The sequence below is a fragment of the Streptomyces sp. CB03238 genome (assembly GCF_002099185.1).
In the GTDB taxonomy this organism is placed as follows: domain Bacteria; phylum Actinomycetota; class Actinomycetes; order Streptomycetales; family Streptomycetaceae; genus Streptomyces.
The window spans coordinates 245,430-262,400 of record NZ_NBCN01000001.1 but is presented as its reverse complement, the minus strand read 5'-3'; the positions used below and the strand labels follow the sequence as shown (position 1 = coordinate 262,400).

Genomic DNA, 16,971 nt, shown 5'->3' with positions numbered 1-16,971 from the left:
ACCGCATGACGACCATCACCATGGACCCGCTCAGCGCCTGGGATGCGCTGGACGGCGCGAACCTGCCCGGCGGCTACCGTGTGGAGATCACGGACGGGAAGATCATCATGACGCCGCTGAGCGAGAGCCGGTGGAAGGTCGTCCTCGAAGCCGCTCCCCAGATCAAGCAGCAGCTCGCGGGCCGTGGTGACATTCTCTCGGACGTCATGATCGACTTTCCGTCCAGTCGGTACGGATACGCGCCCGACCTCGCGATCATCGCCCCCGGTTCGGAGCACAACAGCCACGGCCGCTACGAGTGGCACAGCCTCGAACTGGTCCTGGAGGTGGTCTCGAAGTCCACCCGGGACAATGACTTCGCCAAGAAGTTCCGGATGTACGCCCAGTGCGCCATCCCCGCCTACGTGATCGTCGACCCCTCGGACGGCACCTGCACCATCCACCGGCATCCGACCCGTACCGGCGCCTACAAGGACGTCGAGGAAGTCCTCTTCGGCCAGGATCTGGTGATTCCGCTCGAAGGGCGCGAGATCACCATCAGGACGGACGGTTTCCCACGGCTCCACGACCGGCGCAGAGCCGACCCGGCACGGGACCGTCCCGCCGCGCGGGAGCCGCGAAAGCACACAGTGAGGAGCTCGCACCTGTGAAGTACGCCTTCTCCACTCTCGGTGTCCCCGGGATGCCGGTGCCCGATGTCGTCCGCCTCGCCGTGGGAAGCGGCTACCAGGGCGTGGAACTGCGCGCCCACCCGGAGGAGCCGGTGCACCCCGGGCTGGTGGCGCACGAACGCCGCGCGGTGGTGGAGGAGTTCGCGCGCGAGGGCGTGGAGATCCTGGCGGTCGCCGGGTACGCGCGGGTCGCGGAGGCCGGTGACGACGAGCCCGTGTACGAGGAGTTGCACCGGCTCGTGTACCTCGCGGCCGACCTGGGCGCACGGTACGTCCGGGTGTTCCCGGGCGGTGGCGACCAGGACCCGGCGGAGGCGGACGCGACGGCGGCCCGGCGGCTGGGCGCGGCGGCGGAGGTCGCGGCGGACCTGGGCGTACGGATCCTGGTCGAGACCCATGACTCGCACCGCACCGGCGTGGACGTGGCGCGGATCGTGGGGACGGTGGGCCACAAGAACGTGGGCGCGCTGTGGGACGTGATGCACCCCTGGGCGGCCGGCGAGGCACCGGCGGCCACGCACGCGGTGCTGGCGCCGTACCTCGGGTACGTCCAGGTCAAGGACATCGCCTCGGTGGAGGACACCACTCCGCTCCCCCTCGGCGCCGGGGTGCTGCCGCTCGCCGAGTGCCTGGCGCTGCTGGGCGACGACGGGGCGGGGGACGGCGCGGCGTGGGCCTGCTGGGAGTACGAGAAGCGGTGGTACCCCCAGGCGGCCGACCTCCCGCCGCTGCTGGCGGCGGGGCGGGAGTACCTGGCCGGGATCGCTTAGGCAGGGTCACCCCGCGGGACCCCGTCCATGACGGGCGCCAGCGCAGGCCGCGCCCGGCAGGGCTCCCGTGCGCCACGGCCCTTACGCGGGTCGCCCCGCCGGCTGCTCGTCCGGGACGCGCGCGGGCGGGTTCGGCGGCATCGCGGCCGTCGGCCCGGGAGCCCTCCGTACCACCCTGCCTCCCCGCGTCCCCGGCGACGACGTCAGCGCCACGCCGCCCACCAGCAGGGCCGCCGCGCACCAGCGCAGGGGAGTGACCGGCTCGCCGAGGAAGAGGGCCGCCGACGACATGCCGAACACCGGCACCAGCAGGGAGAAGGGGGCCACCGAGGACGCCGGGTAGCGGCGCAGCAGCCAGCCCCAGGCGCCGAAGCCGAAGATGGTGGTGACCCAGGCGACATAGACGATGACGCCGACGCCGGTCCAGTCGAGGGACCGCAGTGCGGCCACGTCCCGTGACGGGCCTTCCAGGAGCAGCGACAGGGCGAGCAGCGGGAGTACGGGCACGGTGCTGACCCACACCATGAAGTTCAGCGCGTCGGGTGGGGACGCCTTGCGGGTCAGGACGTTCGAGACGCCCCAGAAGACGGCGGCCGCGATGCACAGCGAGAAGCCGAGCAGTGGCCCGGCCGTGCCCTCGTCGACCGCGGCGACGGCGATCCCGCCGAGCGCGACGGCCATGCCCACCGCCCTTACCCGGCCCGGTCGTTCGCCGAGCGCCGCGAAGGCGAACAGTGCGGTGAAGACGGCCTGGATCTGGAGGATCAGGGACGACAGGCCGGCCGGTGCGCCACGGTCCATGCCCGTGAAGAGGAGGCCGAACTTCGCCACACCGAGTGCCAGCCCCACGCCGACGATCCACTTCCACGCCACCTTCGGGCGCCCCACGAGGAAGACGGCGGGCAGCGCGGCCGCCAGGAAACGCAGGGCGGAGAAGAGCAGCGGCGGGAAGTGGTCGAGGCCGATGTCGATGACGACGAAGTTGACCCCCCAGGCAGCGGCGACGAGAGCGGCGAGAGCGATGTGGGCAGGGCGCATGCGTCGAGCATCCCGGGACCTGACCATGTAGCACCAGCGCGGATTGCTTCATGATTGGATGAAGCACCGCTAACCAAAAAAGGGGGGCCGTTGTGCTGGATCTGGCGCGCCTGCGGGCGCTGCACGCCGTCTCGGTGTACGGCACGGTCGGCGCCGCCGCGGCCGCGCTCGGCTACACCCCGTCCGCCGTGTCGCAGCAGATCGCCAAGCTGGAGCGGGAGACCCGCACCACCCTGCTGGAACGGCAGGGCCGAGGGGTGCGGCTCACCGATGAGGCGCGGCAACTGGCCTCGACGGCACAGCAGTTGCTGTCCCTCGTCGAGGAGGCGGAGGTACGGCTGGAGGAGCGGCGCGGTCTGCCGTCCGGGCGGCTGGCGATCGGGTGCTTCCCCAGTGCGGCGCGCGGGCTGATGCCCCAGGCGCTCGCCGAGCTGGCCCGCCGTCATCCGGGGCTGGACGCCCGCCTGTCGGAGGTGGACCCGCACCTGTCGATCGACCTGGTCGCGCGAGGCGTGATCGACCTGGCCGTGGCGCACGACTGGGACATCGCGCCGATGCCGGCCCCGCCCGGGGTCGAGCAGGCCGTCATCGGCGACGACCTGTGCGACATCCTCGTACCGCTCGGGCATCCGCTCGCCGAGCGGGACGCCGTACGGCGCGAGGAGCTGAAGGACGAGCGGTGGATCTCGCAGCCGCCCGGCACGGTGTGCCATGACTGGCTGATGCGGACGCTGCGGGCGGCGGGCTGCGAGCCGCACATCGTCCACCAGGCCGAGGAGAACCACACCCAGGTGGCCCTCGTCGCGGCCGGGCTGGGCGTGGCGCTGGTGCCGCGCCTGGGTCGCGGCAGGCTTCCCGACGAGGTCGCGACCGTACGCCTGGATCCGGTGCCGAAGCGGCGGCTGTCCGCGCTGTGGCGGGCGGGGGCGGCACGGCGGCCGGCGATCACCGAGACGGTACGTACGCTCCAGGAGCTGTGGCCGTCCGTGGCGCGCGCCTGACGTGTGCTTTCGGGGGAGCTCCGGGCGACACGTCGTCACAGTGGCACGGGGATCGGCGGCCGGGTGTGAACCTGTGCTGCGGCGGACCACACCAACGCACCCGTGAAGCCCGTAAAGCCCTGTAAAGCCCCGTAAAGCGTGGAAAGGGAGTTCTCCCCCATGGTGTCCAGACGCAGCTTCGTCCAAGCCGGCGGTCTGTCCGCCGCCGTATGGGCACTGAGTGGCCCGCAGCAGCTCGCCTGGGCGGGAACGAGCGAACCTCCTCCTCCCGGGGACCACATTCCGGCCACGGAACTGGGGGACACGGCGGCCTGCACGGTACCTGCCGACCACGATCCGGAGGTGATCCGGATCGTCTACCGGGTCGGCGGCGAACTGGGTGTCAACGACAAGGTCATGCTCGCCGGCTTCGAGGCCGGGTGGGTCGAGTCGCACATGAACAACCTTTCCTGCGGGCACCTCGACTCCGTCGGTGTCTTCCAGCAGCGCCCGAGCCAGGGCTGGGGCACGCGCGAACAGTGCATGGACGTGACGTACGCGGCCAACGCGTTCTTCGTCCGGGCCGTCGAGACCGACCGCGCCCATCCCGAGTGGACCGCCGGCCAGGTCGCGCAGGGCGTGCAGCGGTCGGCGTTTCCCGAACGGTACGACCAGGCCGAAGCCAAGGCCCGCGCCCTCATCGACGAAGCAGCGAGGATGGGCCCCTTGCCCGGCCTTCCCGGCGTGGTGCGCTCAGGTCCTTGACCTGGCAGTTACTTTCCGGCTATGCGTGACTCCTTGGAAGTTTCCTTCATCCGGATGGCCGGAAGGAGCACCATGCACCACCGAGCCACACCCCACACACCCTCCAGACGTACCGTCCTCACCGTCACCGCCGCCGCGGCGGCCGCCGCCGTCACCGGGGTCACCACCCCCGCCATGGCGGCGGGTGACGACCACCGCCTCAAGCGGCTCATCTCGCGCATGAGCCTGGAGGAGAAGGTCGGTCAGCTCTTCGTCATGCGGGTGTACGGGCACTCCGCCACCGCCCCCGACCAGGCCGACATCGACGCGAACCTCAAGGAGATCGGGGTCCGCACCGCCGCCGAGCTGATCGCGACGTACCACGTCGGCGGCATCATCTACTTCTCCTGGGCCCACAACACCCGCGACCCGCACCAGATCGCCGACCTGTCCAACGGCATCCAGCGCGCCGCGCTCGCACAGCCGACGCCCGTACCGGTCCTGATCTCCACCGACCAGGAGCACGGCATCGTCGCCCGGATAGGGGAACCCGCGACCCTCATGCCCGGCGCGATGGCGCTCGGCGCGGGCGGCTCGCGCTCCGACGCCCGCCGCGCCGCCCACGTGGCCGGCGCCGAGCTGGCCGCCATGGGCATCCGCCAGAACTACGCGCCCGTCGCCGACGTCAACGTCAACCCCGCCAACCCCGTCATCGGCGTACGGTCCTTCGGCGCCGACCCGCAGGCCGTCGCGGGGATGGTCGCCGCCCAGGTCAGCGGCTACCAGCGGGCGGGCATCGCCGCCACGTCCAAGCACTTCCCCGGGCACGGCGACACGTCCGTCGACAGCCACTACGGCCTGCCGACCATCACCCACACCCGCGAGCAGTGGCGGACGCTCGACGCGCCGCCGTTCCGGGCCGCCATCACCGCCGGCATCGACTCGATCATGACGGCGCACATCGTCGTGCCCGCCCTCGACCCGGCCGAGGACCCCGCCACCCTCTCCCGCCCCATCCTCACCGGCATCCTCCGTGAGGAACTCGGGTACGACGGTGTCGTCGTGACCGACTCGCTCGGCATGGAGGGCGTACGCACCAAGTACGGCGACGACCGCGTCCCCGTCCTCGCCCTCAAGGCCGGCTGCGACCAGCTGCTCAACCCGCCGAAGCTGTCCGTGGCCTGGAACGCCGTCCTGAAGGCCGTACAGAGCGGCGAGATCAGCGAGGCCCGGATCGAGGAATCGATTCTCCGCATCCTCCGCCTGAAGGCCAAGCTGGGCCTGTTCACCTATCCGTACGTCACCCACGACTCCGTCGACCGCACCGTCGGCACCCGCCCGCACCTGGCCACCGCCGACCGGATCGCCGAGCGGACCACCACCCTGCTGCTCAACGAGGACGGGCTGCTCCCGCTCAGCCCCCGCACCCAGCCCCACCTCCTCGTCGTCGGCGCCGACGTCGCCTCCCCCTCCGGGACGACCGGCCCGCCGACCGCCACCCTGGCCGGCGCCCTCACCGAACTGGGCTTCACCACCACGGCGTTGCCCACCGGCACCGCCCCGACCGCCGCGAAGATCGACGAGGCGGTCGCGGCCGCCGCCGGGAAGGACGCCGTGATCGTCGGGACGTACAACGTCTCGGCGACCAGCGGCCAGCGCACGCTGGTGTCCCGACTCGCCGCCACCGGCGTCCCGGTCGTCACGGTCGCCATCCGCAACCCCTACGACATCGCCCGCCTCGGCGGCCAGCGCGCCACGCTCGCCACCTACTCCTGGACCGACGTCGAACTGCGCGCCGCCGCCCGGGTCATCGCGGGCCGAACGCGGCCGGAAGGGCGACTGCCCGTGCCCGTGCAGCGCGCGGACGATCCGGCCCAGGTGCTGTATCCGATGGGCTACGGCCTGACGTACAAATAGCGCAATACCCCCGGGCGCGTCTGGCGTGTGCCCGCCACGGCGGGTCACGCTGGGCGCGAGGATCGGGGGGTCTCGCATGCGTCGGCAAGGAGTGGTGTGCGCCGTGCTGTTGGCGGCGGCGCTCACCAGTTGTGCGCGCGGCGACAGCGCACCTGTCGGTTTCGAGGAGACCTCCACCGGCTACGGCGCGCTGTTCCTCGGCCCCGGCGACTGCAGCACCCGCGGCCGGGACTTCCGCGAGGTGCCGTGCGGCAGCGAACGGGCGGTGGCGCGAGTGCTGACCCGGTACGCGGGGCCGCCGGCCGACGGGCCGGTCTGCCCCCGGACCACCGACTTCGTCCTGCACGTCTCGGAGAACCGCCCCGCCGCCGACGAGGACGGCGACGGGGCGGTGCCGCAGGGCTACGCCTGCATGCGCAACCTCCAGCCCCCGCACCCGGGCGACCCCGGGGGCGGCGGCGGGCCGTACACGGTCACCGGGGACTGCCTCTACGGCTCCCGCAGGGGGCAGGTCAAGGAGACGGTTTGCGACGGCTCGGGCGGGCAGCGGCCCGAGTACCGGGTGGTCAAGGCCGTGGAGCGGCGGGCGCAGTGCCCGGCGTCGACGGATCTGTACGTGGAACTGGGCGGCGAGCGGCCGGTGGGCTGCGCGCGCCGCCTGTGAGCGGTGCGCGCGCAGCCTCCGTACGCCTCGTACGCCTTACGGGCGCAGCGTCAGCTCACGCCGCAGCTCCCGCTTGTCCAGGCGCGGGTCGTACGTCGTCAGCGGCGCCGCGCGCTGCGGGTCGGCCGGCGCGACGCCCGCCCAGGCCAGGATGCGGGCCGTGGCCTTCGTCCGCTCGGCCTCGGTCAGGCCCGCGACGTTCGCGCCGTGGTTGGCGCCCGGCGCGGTCATGACGTAGGAGTCCCGCGCGCCCTTGTCGACGCGGAACTTCTCGGCGCCCCACGGGTCGTTCCCGCCGTACACGAAGAGCATGCCGCGCCCCTGCGTACGCACCCAGGTGTCCACGTCACGCATCACCCACGGCTTGAACCGCACCGGGATGTCACGCGGCACGAAGTCGCGGGCGGGCTGGTAGCCGTACCGGGTCAGGCCCTTGAGGTGGGCCATCGTCATGCTGGGCGAACCGAGTTCGGTGGCGGCCTGGTAGTAGTACGGGGTGTACGCCGTGAGGCCCTGGTCGCTGTAGAACGACCAGCCGGAGTACGTGTCGATGGTGTCGTACACGGCCTGGTCGGTAGCGGTGGCCGCGTCGGGGATGGAGGCGCAGTCGGCCTCGGTGTGGTACTGCCAGAAGCCCCAGACGAAGTCGAGGACGACCGCCTCGTACGCCTTGTCCAGGCTGCCGACCGTGTGGAACGTCGCGCCCTCGGCCTCCGCCCAGGTGCGGAACTTCTCCTGGAGCGGCGCGCGGCGGACCAGCGCCTCGCGCTGGAGGGCGTTCAGCCGGTCGCGGCACTCCTGGGTGGAGACGGTCGCGAAGAACCGGTCGTACGCCGCGTCCTCCTTCTCCACCACGTCGTTGGGGGCGACGTACGCGACGACGCCGTCCATGTCGCGGGGGTAGAAGCGCTCGTAGTACGTGGCGGTCATGCCGCCCTTGGAGGCACCGGTGGCGAGCCACTTGCGGTCGTAGATCTTCTTCAGGGCGGTGAAGATACGGTGCTGGTCACTGGCCGCCTGCCAGATGTCCAGCTTCGACCAGTCGGCGGGCTGAGGGCGGGACGGGGTGAAGAACCGATACTCCATGGACACCTGGTTGCCGTCCACGATCCGCGTCGGCTCGGCCCGGCCGGGTCGGGTGCTGACGGCGTATCCGCTGGTGTGGAAGACGGTGGGGCGGGCGGTGTCCTTGTGCAGCAGGGTGAGGCGCTGCTGGAAGGTGCCCTGGGAGCGGTCGCGGTGGTCGACCGGCTGGGTGTAGGTGAGGACGAAGTAGCGGTAGCCGGGGTAGGGCTTCTCCTCGACGAGGCTCATCCCGGGGATCGCCAGGACGCGGTCCTTGATGTCGGTCGTTTCGGTGGTCGTACTGCTGTCGGCGGTACCGGCGGCGGTGGCCGTGCCGGCCGCGCTCACGGTGCCTATGAGCACCACGAGCGACAGCAGCCATCTGAGCGTTTTGCGCATGCACCCTCCACGTGGGTTTGCGGTGGTCGCCGCGAACCTAGTGGGATCAACGTGCTTGCCGCCAGACCCTGTTGGGTCGGGTCAGCACCGGATCAGCAGAGGATCCAGCCCGTGGAGGCGCCCCTGCCCGCGACGGCGCCGGACGCACGGACGCAGCGGTTGAGGGCGTGTACGGTGACGGGCCCGGCCTGCCGGGTGAACGCGCCCGCGTCGACGGCGGCGCGTCCGCCGCGCGGCTGGATGGACACCGACATGGCGCGGCGGGCGCCGGGCTTCTTCGCGACGGTGACGGCACACGCGTACTGGCGGTTCTTGTACACCCTCAGCTCGCCGGTGCTGAACGCCATCGTCTTGACGAGGCGTCCGGGACAGGCGGTGGCCGCCGCGTCGGCGCGTGGGGTGCCGGGTCCGGCGAGGACGAGGAAAGCCGCGGCGACCAGCACCGCGAGCATGTGCATGAGCAGTCGTCCTGCCCCGGCCGCAGCCACCCCACCGAACACGCTTGCTCCTCTTCGCCTCGTGAGCGTACGTGCGTACGACGCGCTGGAGCGCCGAACGGTTGCCTAGGCGTAGCTGACGATCGCGAACAGCGCGAGCGCCTCGAAGCCGAGCTGCGCCCGGAAGGCACCCTTGCGCAGGGCGTCCGTCCGCTCCCCGCGGTCGGGCGTGAACAGCGCGACGCCCCACAGCGCGCCGGCGGCCAGGGCGCTGCAGAGCCACACCCAGCCGGGCATGCCCACGCACTGCTCGCCGCCCTGGATGACGCACCCGGACGCCCGGTCGGAGAACAGCGTCAGGAACCCGATCAGCGCGCAGGCGGGCAGGAACGCCACGGCGGCGATCGTCGCGCGGACGCGCGTGCGGAGGGCGGCGTGGGAGGGCGCGGCGAAGTGGGCCAGGTCGGTGCTCATGCCCCCATCCCACCGCCCGGGGGCGGCGGGCGGATGCGCGGTCGTACTCAGGCCGCGCGTGGGCGCCTACTCACACACGCGTGCGCCGCAGCCCCGGAGCCCTTGGCCCCTGGCCCCTACGCCGTCGCCGCCGGGGTCTCCGCCGGGGTTTCACCGATGAAGGTGCGCCAGAGCTCCGCGTAGCGGCCGCCGCGGGCCAGCAGCTCGTCGTGGGTGCCGTCCTCGGTGACGCGCCCGTGGTCCATGACGACCACGCGGTCCGCGCGGGCCGCCGTGGTGAGGCGGTGGGCGACGACCAGCGTGGTGCGGCGGCCGGCGAGGCGGTCGGTGGCGGCGTTGACCTGCGCCTCGGTCGCAAGGTCCAGCGCGGCCGTCGCCTCGTCGAGCAGCAGGACGTCCGGGTCGACCAGCTCGGCGCGCGCCAGGGCGATCAGCTGCCGCTGGCCCGCCGACAGGTTGCGGCCGCGTTCGGCGACCTCGTGCAGGTAGCCGCCGTCCAGGGTGGCGATCATGTCGTGGGCGCCGACGGCCCGTGCCGCCGCCTCCACCTCCGCGTCCGTCGCCTGGGGCCGCCCGTACGCGATGGCGTCGCGGACCGTGCCGGCGAACAGGTACGCCTCCTGGGGGACGACCCCGAGGCGGTGCCGGTACGCCGTGAGGTCCAGGTCCCGCAGGTCCGTGCCGTCGGCGGTGACCCGGCCGGACGTCGGGTCGTAGAAGCGCGCGACCAGCTTGACGAGCGTCGACTTCCCGGCGCCCGTCTCCCCGACGAACGCGACGGTCTGCCCGGCCGGGATGCGCAGGTCCACACCGCTCAGGGCAGCCTCGTCGTCCCCGTACGAGAAGGAGACGTCCTCGAAGGCGATGTCACCCCGCAGGGACGGCACCGGGAGCGGCTTGCGAGCGGGCGCCGTGGACGTGCGCTCCCGCAGCAGCTCCTGCATCCGCCCCAGCGAGACCGCCGCCTGCTGGTAGCCGTCGAAGACCTGCGACAGCTGCTGCACGGGCGCGAAGAACAGGTCGATGTAGAGGAGGTACGCGACCAGCGCGCCCGTCGTCAGTGTCCCCGCCTCCACCCGCCCCGCGCCCACGATCAGCACGGCTGCCGCGGCCACCGACGACAGGAACTGGACGAACGGGAAGTAGATCGAGATCAGCCACTGGCCGCGCACCCGCGCCGCCCGGTACTCGGCGCTGCGGGCCGCGAACCGCTCAGCGCCCGACCGCTCGCGCCGGAACGCCTGCACGATCCGCAGCCCGGACACCGACTCCTGGAGGTCGGCGTTGACGACGCTGATCCGCTCCCGCGCCAGCTCGTACGCCTTCACGCTCGACCGGCGGAAGAAGAACGTGCCGACGATCAGCACCGGCAGCGTCGCGAAGACGACCAGCGCCAGCTGTACGTCGATCACGACGAGCGCGACCATGATGCCGAAGAAGGTCACCAGCGACACGAACGCGGTCACGAGCCCGGTCTGGAGGAACGTCGACAGGGCGTCCACGTCCGTCGTCATCCGGGTCATGATCCGGCCGGTCAGCTCCCGCTCGTAGTAGTCGAGCCCCAGGCGCTGGAGCTGCGCGAAGATCTTCAGGCGCAGGGAGTACAGGACCCGCTCGCCGGTCCGGCCGGTCATCCGGATCTCACCGGTCTGCGCCGCCCACTGCACCACCACCGTCACCAGCGCCAGCGCGGACGCCGCCCACACCGCGCCCAGCGCGGCCTGCTCGACGCCCTCGTCGATGCCGTGCCGGATCAGGATCGGCAGCAGCAGGCCCATGCCGGCGTCGACGGCGACGAGCCCGAGGCTGACCAGGAGCGCCGCGCCGAAGCCGCGCAGCAGCCGGCGCAGCCCGTACGACTCCTCGGGCGTGACCGCCCGCGCCTCGTCGACCGCCGGGGTGTCGGTCGCGGGCGGCAGCGCCTCGACCTGCGCGAGCAGCTCGGGCGTGGCGCCCGGCGCCGCCGACTCCGCGACCGGCTGCTCCCGCTCCCACAGGGCGGGCGTGATGCCCCGCTCGGCGTCGAACTCGGCGTCCAGCTCCTCCCGTACCGTGCGGTCCTCGGGCAGCTCCATGGGCACGGCGTGGCCGGGCGAGACGCCGCCCAGCTCGTCGGGGTCGGTCAGCAGCCGCCGGTAGAGCGCCGAGCGCCGCTCCAGCTCCTCGTGCGTACCGATGTCGGACAGCCGGCCGCCGTCGAGGACGGCGATCCGGTCGGCGAGGTTCAGGGTGGAGCGGCGGTGCGCGATGAGCAGGGTGGTGCGCCCGGCCATGACGGACCGCAGCGCCTCGTGTATCTCGTGCTCGATCCGGGCGTCGACGGCCGAGGTGGCGTCGTCCAGGAGCAGCAGCCGCGGGTCGGTGAGGATGGCGCGGGCCAGCGCGATGCGCTGGCGCTGCCCGCCGGAGAGGGTCAGGCCGTGCTCGCCGACCTTCGTGTCGTAGCCGTCCGGCAGGTCGGATATGAACCCGTCGGCCTGCGCGGCGCGGGCGGCGGTACGGATCTCCTCGTCGGTCGCGTCGGGCTTGCCGTACGCGATGTTGGTCCTGACCGTGTCGGAGAAGAGGAAACTGTCCTCCGGTACGAGGCCGATGGCGGCCCGCAGCGATTCCAGGGTCAGTTCGCGCACATCGTGCCCGCCGACCAGGACGGCGCCGTGCGTCACGTCGTAGAAGCGCGGCAGGAGCATCGAGACGGTGGACTTGCCGCTGCCGGAGGAGCCGACGACGGCGACGGTCTCGCCGGGGCGGATCTCCAGGGAGAAGCCGTCCAGGACGGGCCGTCCGTCCTCGTACGCGAACGACACGTCGTCGAACTCGACGCTCGCCGGGGCGTCGCCCGGCAGCTCCTTGGTGCCGTCCGCGATCACCGGCTCTGTGTCGATGAGCTCCAGGACACGCTCCACGCCCGCGCGTGCCTGCTGCCCGACGGTGAGGACCATGGCGAGCATCCGGACCGGGCCGACGAGCTGCGCGAGGTAGGTGGAGAAGGCGACGAACGTACCGAGGGTGATCTGGCCGCGGGTGGCCAGCCAGCCGCCGAGCGCCAGCATCGCGACCTGCCCGAGCGCGGGCACGGACTGGAGCGCCGGGGTGTAGCGGCTGTTCAGCTTGATGGTGCGCATCCGGCCGGCGAACAGCTTGCGGCTCGCCTCGCGGATCTTGCCGGTCTCCTGGTCCTCCTGCCCGAAGCCCTTGACCACGCGTACGCCGGTCACGGCCCCGTCGACCACACCCGCGACGTGCGCGGCCTGCGCCTGGGCGTACCAGGTTGCGGGGTGCAGGCGGACGCGGCTGCGCTTGGCGATGAACCACAGCGCGGGGGCGACGGCGAGCGCGACGAGGGTGAGCGGCAGCGACAGCCACGCCATGACGACGAGGGAGATCAGGAAGAGCAGGAAGTTCCCGATGGTCATCGGGAGCATGAAGAGCAGGCCCTGGATCAGCTGGAGGTCGCTGGTGGCGCGCCCGACGACCTGCCCGGTGGACAGCTCGTCCTGCCGCCGCCCGTCGAGCCGGGTGATCGTCCCGTACATCTCGGTGCGCAGGTCGTGCTGCACGTCGAGGGCGAGGCGGCCGCCGTAGTAGCGGCGTATGTACGTCAGTACATAGACGACGAACGCGGCGGCGATCAGCAGCCCGGTCCAGACGGCGAGGGAGCGTGTCCCGGCCCCGATGACGTCGTCGATGACGACCTTGGTGATCAGCGGGACGATCGCCATGACGGCCATGCCCGCGAGGGACGAGCCGAGCGCGAGCACCACATTGCGCCGGTACCGCCAGGCGTACCCGGACAGCCGTCGTGCCCATCCTTGCTCTGCCGCCGCCACGTGGTGCCTCCCGGTCGAAAATATGATCTACCGGAAGGCACCAACACGGGTGCGGACGGATTTCATCCCTCCGCCGCGACGGTCCTTGGTCCTAGGACCTCAGGCTCAGCGGGTGACGCTCACCATGTCCTGGGCGGCACGGCCGGGAACGGCCGGCACGGACTCCTGCGGGACGGCGGGCGGGACGAAGACGTCGCTCCGGGCGGCGGTGGGGTTGAGGTCGGTGTGCACGACGCGGGCGACGGCCTGGATGGTGTTGATGCCGTCCTGCATGGTCGCGTTGTCGTGCGTGAGCACGGTGATCTGGTAGTTGTGCGCCGTGCCGGTGAAGGCGCCGATGGAGTGGACGCGCCAGCCGTGGGTGGCGCGCGGCAGCCAGCCGTTCTTGACGTGGATCTTCGCGGTGCTGGGCGCACCGGCGGGGGTGCCCCAGCGCTGCGAGGCGATGACCTTGTTCATCAGGTCGAGGATGTAGGCGCGCGAGGCGTCGGTGAGGACGGTGTTCTTCGCGGTGATCAGCGCCAGCAGCTTCTGCTGGTCACGGGCGGTGATCTGGGTGAGCCCCCAGTAGCCGCCGGAGCCGGGGACGGTCTTGGTCATGCCGGCCGCGGCGAGGAAGCCCTTGACCTTGGTCACGCCCAGCTGCTTCCACAGCGCGCTGGTGGCGTCGTTGTCCGACTTGGTGATCATGGCGGTGGCGCGGGACTTCTCGGTCGCGGTCAGCGCCCGCTTGGACTTCTGCGCGTCCCAGAGGAGGGTGGCGAGCACCGTCGTCTTGACCACGCTCGCGGAGTCGAACCGGGTGTCCGGCCGCAGCACGCAGCTGGTCTTGGTGACGCGGTCGTTCACGAGGATCGCGGTGGTGGACTTACGGCCCGCGAGGGCGGCGTTGATGTCCTTGACCAGCTTGGCGGCGAGGCCCGCCTTCTGGGACGTGCACGCCACGGCCGGCGTCGCGGCGGTGGCGGGTGTGACGGTGGCGGCGGTCGGCAGCAGCACCCCGAGGGCGACCGCGGCGCACACGGCCCCGCGCCTGCGGCGGGATATGGAAAGTCTGTTCACGCAATCCATGACTCGGCAGCGCGCGAAAAGTTGTACGCACGGGACTCATCGGATCGACGAGCCCCGTGCGACTCCCGTCACAGGTGCGTCGGCGCGAACATCTTCAGCAGGGCGGGGAGTACGACGACCGAAGGGCCGGGCCTGGCAAGGGACTTGGCGAGGTCCTCGCGCAGGGCCTCCGGTGTCGTCCGGACGGCCGGGACACCGAACGACCCGGCGAGCGCGACGAAGTCCGGTCGGGCCAGCTCGGTGCCGGTGGCCTCGCCGAAGGCGTCGGTCATGTACTCGCGGAGGATGCCGTACCCGCCGTCGTCGACGATCAGCCACGTGACGTTCGACCCGTGCTGCCTGGCCGTGGCGAGCTCGGCGATCGAGTACATGGCGCCGCCGTCGCCGGAGACGGCGAGCACCGGCCGGGTGGGGTCGGCCGCCGCCGCGCCGAGCGCCGCCGGGAAGGCGTAGCCGAGACCGCCGGCGCCCTGGGCGGAGTGCATGGTGTTGGGGCGGCGGGCGTCGAAGGCGGACCAGGCCCAGTAGGCGAGGATCGTCATGTCCCAGAAGCTGGGCGCGTCGTCCGGCAGGGCCTCGCGTACGGCGGCGAGGACCCGCCGCTCCAGGCTCAGGTCCTGGGCGTCGATCCGCTCCCGCACCTTGTCCAGGACGGTACGTACGCGGTCGGCGGCGCCCGTGTCCGGCCGTGCTTCCACGGTCTCCAGGAGGGCGGAGAGGGCGAGCCGCGCGTCGGCGTGGATGCCGAGCGCGGGGTGGTTGGACTCCAGCTTGCCGAGGTCGGCCTCGATCTGGATCACCCGGCCGCGCGGGGCGAAGGTGTGGTAGTTCGAGGACAGCTCGCCGAGCCCGGAGCCCACGACGAGCAGGACGTCGGCGTCCTCCAGGAAGTCGGTGGTGTGCCGGTCCTCCAGCCACGACTGCAGGGACAGCGGGTGCTCCCAGGGGTAGGCGCCCTTGCCGCCGAAAGTCGTGACGACCGGTGCGCTGATCCGCTCCGCCAGGGCCAGCAGCTTGCCGGACGCGTCGGAGCGTACGACTCCGCCGCCCGCGATGATCGCGGGCCGCTCGGCGTGCGCCAGCAGGTGCGCGGCGACCGCGGTCAGCTCGGGGCGGGGCGGGAGGTCCTCGGGGGCGGCGTCCATGGCGGTGACCACGGGGAGGACGGTCCGGGCCAGCAACACGTCCTGCGGGATCTCCACCCACACCGGGCCGTGTGGCGCGGTCAGCGCGGACTCCCAGGCGGCGGCGATCGCGGACGGGATCTGCGACTGCGTACGCACCGTGTGCACGGACTTGACGATGTCGCGGAACGACGCCTGCTGGTCGCGCAGCTCGTGCAGGTACCCGCGGCGCCCGCCGCCCAGCCCGGCGGCCGGGACCTGGCTGCCGATGGCGAGCACGGGCGCGCTCGCGGCGGCCGCCTCCTGGAGCGCGGCCAGCGACATCAGCGCGCCGGGCCCGGTGGACAGCAGGAGCGGCGCGGCCTCGCCGGTGATCCGGCCGTACGCGTCGGCGGCGAACCCCGCGTTGTTCTCGACGCGCAGGCCCACGTACTGGAGCTTCGAACGGCGCAGCGCGTCGAACACGCCGAGCCCGTGCTGGCCGGGCAGCCCGAAGACCGTGGTGGCCCCGAGCCCGGCGAGCGTCTCGACGACGAGGTCCCCGCCGGTGCGTCCGGCCGGCGGGTTGAGCGCGGCCTCGGTCTGCGCGGCGGTGGGCCGCAGCACGAGGTCGTGGTCGTGGGTCAAGGTGTCCCTCCGGGCTGTGGCTGATTGTGGACCGTCGTTCCGCCGGGGCCGAACGGGTGGGCACATCCAACCAACCGCGGCGCCGCACCCGCCCCCGTACCCCGGCCTCCCGTCCTACGCCTGGCGGGCGGCCGCGATCTGGCGCGACATGATCGTCGTCAGCTCGTACGCCGTGTGGGACGCGGCGACCGACGTGATCTCGGCGTGGTCGTACGCCGGGGCGACCTCGACGACATCCGCGGAGACCAGGTTGCAGGAGGCCAGGCCGCGCAGAATCTCCAGCAGCTCGCGGGAGGTCATGCCGCCCGCCTCGGGGGTGCCGGTGCCGGGGGCGTGGGCCGGGTCGAGGCAGTCGATGTCGATGGAGATGTACAGCGGCCGGTCACCGATGCGCTGGCGCAGCTGGTCGGCCACCTCGTCGGCGCCGCGCCGGTAGACGTCGGCCGACGTGACGATGCCGAAGCCCATCTTCTCGTCGTCCGTCAGGTCCTGCTTGCCGTACAGCGGGCCGCGCGTACCGACGTGGGAGAGCGCCTCGGTGTCGAGGATGCCCTCCTCGACGGCCCGGCGGAACGGCGTGCCGTGCGTGTACTCGGCGCCGAAGTAGGTGTCCCACGTGTCGAGGTGGGCGTCGAAGTGGAGCAGGGCGACCGGGCCGTGCTTCTTGGCGACCGAGCGCAGCAGCGGCAGCGCGATGGTGTGGTCGCCGCCCAGCGTCATCAGGCGGGCGCCGGTGCCGAGCAGCTCGTCGGCGGCGGCCTCGACGGTCTCCACGGCCTCGTTGATGTTGAACGGGTTCACGGCGATGTCGCCGCCGTCCGCGACCTGCGCGAGCGCGAACGGCGAGGCGTCCTGCGCCGGGTTGTAGGGGCGCAGCAGCCGCGACGCCTCGCGGATGGCGTTGCCGCCGAAGCGGGCGCCGGGGCGGTAGGAGACTCCCGAGTCGAAGGGCACACCGACGACGGCGACATCGGCCCTGCCGACCTCGTCGAGGCGCGGCAGCCGCGCGAACGTCGCGGGTCCGGCGTACCGCGGGATGCGGGACGAGTCGATGGGGCCGCGCGGCGTCTCGGGGGTGCTGCTCATGATCGGGTGCCTTCTTTCGGTCGCTTCGTACTGCTTCGAGTGTGCCTGGCCGGTCGGGACGACAGTAGGTGGCC

Annotated in this window: 14 protein-coding genes; 6 read left to right on the top strand and 8 right to left on the bottom strand. The window is 72.2% G+C overall.

Features of this window, described 5'->3' with window-relative positions; genetic code table 11:
* The first annotated feature begins 5 nt into the window (after positions 1 to 5).
* Positions 6 to 650 (top strand): Uma2 family endonuclease, encoded by a 645-nt coding sequence (locus BKD26_RS01195; RefSeq protein ID WP_084894770.1) that lies wholly within the window; start codon positions 6 to 8, stop codon positions 648 to 650.
* A complete protein-coding gene (locus BKD26_RS01190) occupies positions 647 to 1,441 on the top strand; it encodes a sugar phosphate isomerase/epimerase family protein (protein WP_084894768.1) in 795 nt (264 codons plus the stop codon). Before BKD26_RS01195 ends, BKD26_RS01190 begins: the two co-directional genes overlap by 4 nt.
* A gap of 81 nt (positions 1,442 to 1,522) precedes the next feature.
* Here BKD26_RS01190 and BKD26_RS01185 read toward each other — a convergent pair whose 3' ends face one another.
* Positions 1,523 to 2,479, bottom strand: coding sequence for an EamA family transporter (locus tag BKD26_RS01185; protein ID WP_084894766.1), 957 nt, complete (start codon positions 2,477 to 2,479; stop codon positions 1,523 to 1,525).
* 92 nt (positions 2,480 to 2,571) lie between these two features.
* On the opposite strand from BKD26_RS01185, the gene BKD26_RS01180 reads away from it, so the two are divergent.
* From BKD26_RS01180 to BKD26_RS01165, 4 genes are all read left to right on the top strand, one after another.
* Positions 2,572 to 3,480, top strand: a complete 909-nt coding sequence (locus BKD26_RS01180; protein ID WP_084894764.1) for a LysR family transcriptional regulator — start codon at positions 2,572 to 2,574, stop codon at positions 3,478 to 3,480.
* 159 nt (positions 3,481 to 3,639) lie between these two features.
* Positions 3,640 to 4,224 carry a hypothetical protein gene (locus tag BKD26_RS01175; protein ID WP_084894762.1) on the top strand — a complete coding sequence of 195 codons (585 nt, stop codon included), beginning with the start codon at positions 3,640 to 3,642 and terminating at the stop codon, positions 4,222 to 4,224.
* A gap of 72 nt (positions 4,225 to 4,296) precedes the next feature.
* Positions 4,297 to 6,120 carry a glycoside hydrolase family 3 protein gene (locus tag BKD26_RS01170; RefSeq protein WP_084894760.1) on the top strand — a complete coding sequence of 608 codons (1,824 nt, stop codon included), beginning with the start codon at positions 4,297 to 4,299 and terminating at the stop codon, positions 6,118 to 6,120.
* 76 nt (positions 6,121 to 6,196) lie between these two features.
* Positions 6,197 to 6,784 (top strand): hypothetical protein, encoded by a 588-nt coding sequence (locus BKD26_RS01165; RefSeq protein ID WP_084894758.1) that lies wholly within the window; start codon positions 6,197 to 6,199, stop codon positions 6,782 to 6,784.
* Between the two features lie 36 nt (positions 6,785 to 6,820).
* Here the strand turns inward: BKD26_RS01165 and BKD26_RS01160 are convergent, their stop codons facing one another.
* The 7 genes from BKD26_RS01160 to speB form a co-directional block, all read right to left on the bottom strand.
* Complete coding sequence (locus BKD26_RS01160; protein WP_084894756.1) at positions 6,821 to 8,248, bottom strand: S28 family serine protease; 1,428 nt, start codon at positions 8,246 to 8,248, stop codon at positions 6,821 to 6,823.
* Between the two features lie 92 nt (positions 8,249 to 8,340).
* On the bottom strand, positions 8,341 to 8,706 hold the full coding sequence (locus BKD26_RS01155) for a hypothetical protein (RefSeq protein WP_084894754.1): 366 nt from the start codon (positions 8,704 to 8,706) through the stop codon (positions 8,341 to 8,343).
* Positions 8,707 to 8,811: 105 nt separating this feature from the next.
* Complete coding sequence (locus tag BKD26_RS01150) at positions 8,812 to 9,159, bottom strand: hypothetical protein (protein WP_084894752.1); 348 nt, start codon at positions 9,157 to 9,159, stop codon at positions 8,812 to 8,814.
* Positions 9,160 to 9,275: 116 nt separating this feature from the next.
* Positions 9,276 to 12,989 carry an ABC transporter ATP-binding protein gene (locus BKD26_RS01145; protein WP_084894750.1) on the bottom strand — a complete coding sequence of 1,238 codons (3,714 nt, stop codon included), beginning with the start codon at positions 12,987 to 12,989 and terminating at the stop codon, positions 9,276 to 9,278.
* Positions 12,990 to 13,094: 105 nt separating this feature from the next.
* The gene (locus BKD26_RS01140) at positions 13,095 to 13,988 is read right to left on the bottom strand and encodes a serine hydrolase (protein WP_084895311.1); all 894 of its coding nucleotides are present in this window, start codon (positions 13,986 to 13,988) and stop codon (positions 13,095 to 13,097) included.
* Between the two features lie 140 nt (positions 13,989 to 14,128).
* Positions 14,129 to 15,811 carry a thiamine pyrophosphate-binding protein gene (locus tag BKD26_RS01135; RefSeq protein ID WP_084894748.1) on the bottom strand — a complete coding sequence of 561 codons (1,683 nt, stop codon included), beginning with the start codon at positions 15,809 to 15,811 and terminating at the stop codon, positions 14,129 to 14,131.
* A 114-nt stretch (positions 15,812 to 15,925) separates the two neighbouring features.
* A complete protein-coding gene (speB, locus tag BKD26_RS01130; protein ID WP_073750950.1) occupies positions 15,926 to 16,897 on the bottom strand; it encodes an agmatinase in 972 nt (323 codons plus the stop codon).
* Positions 16,898 to 16,971 lie beyond the last annotated feature (74 nt).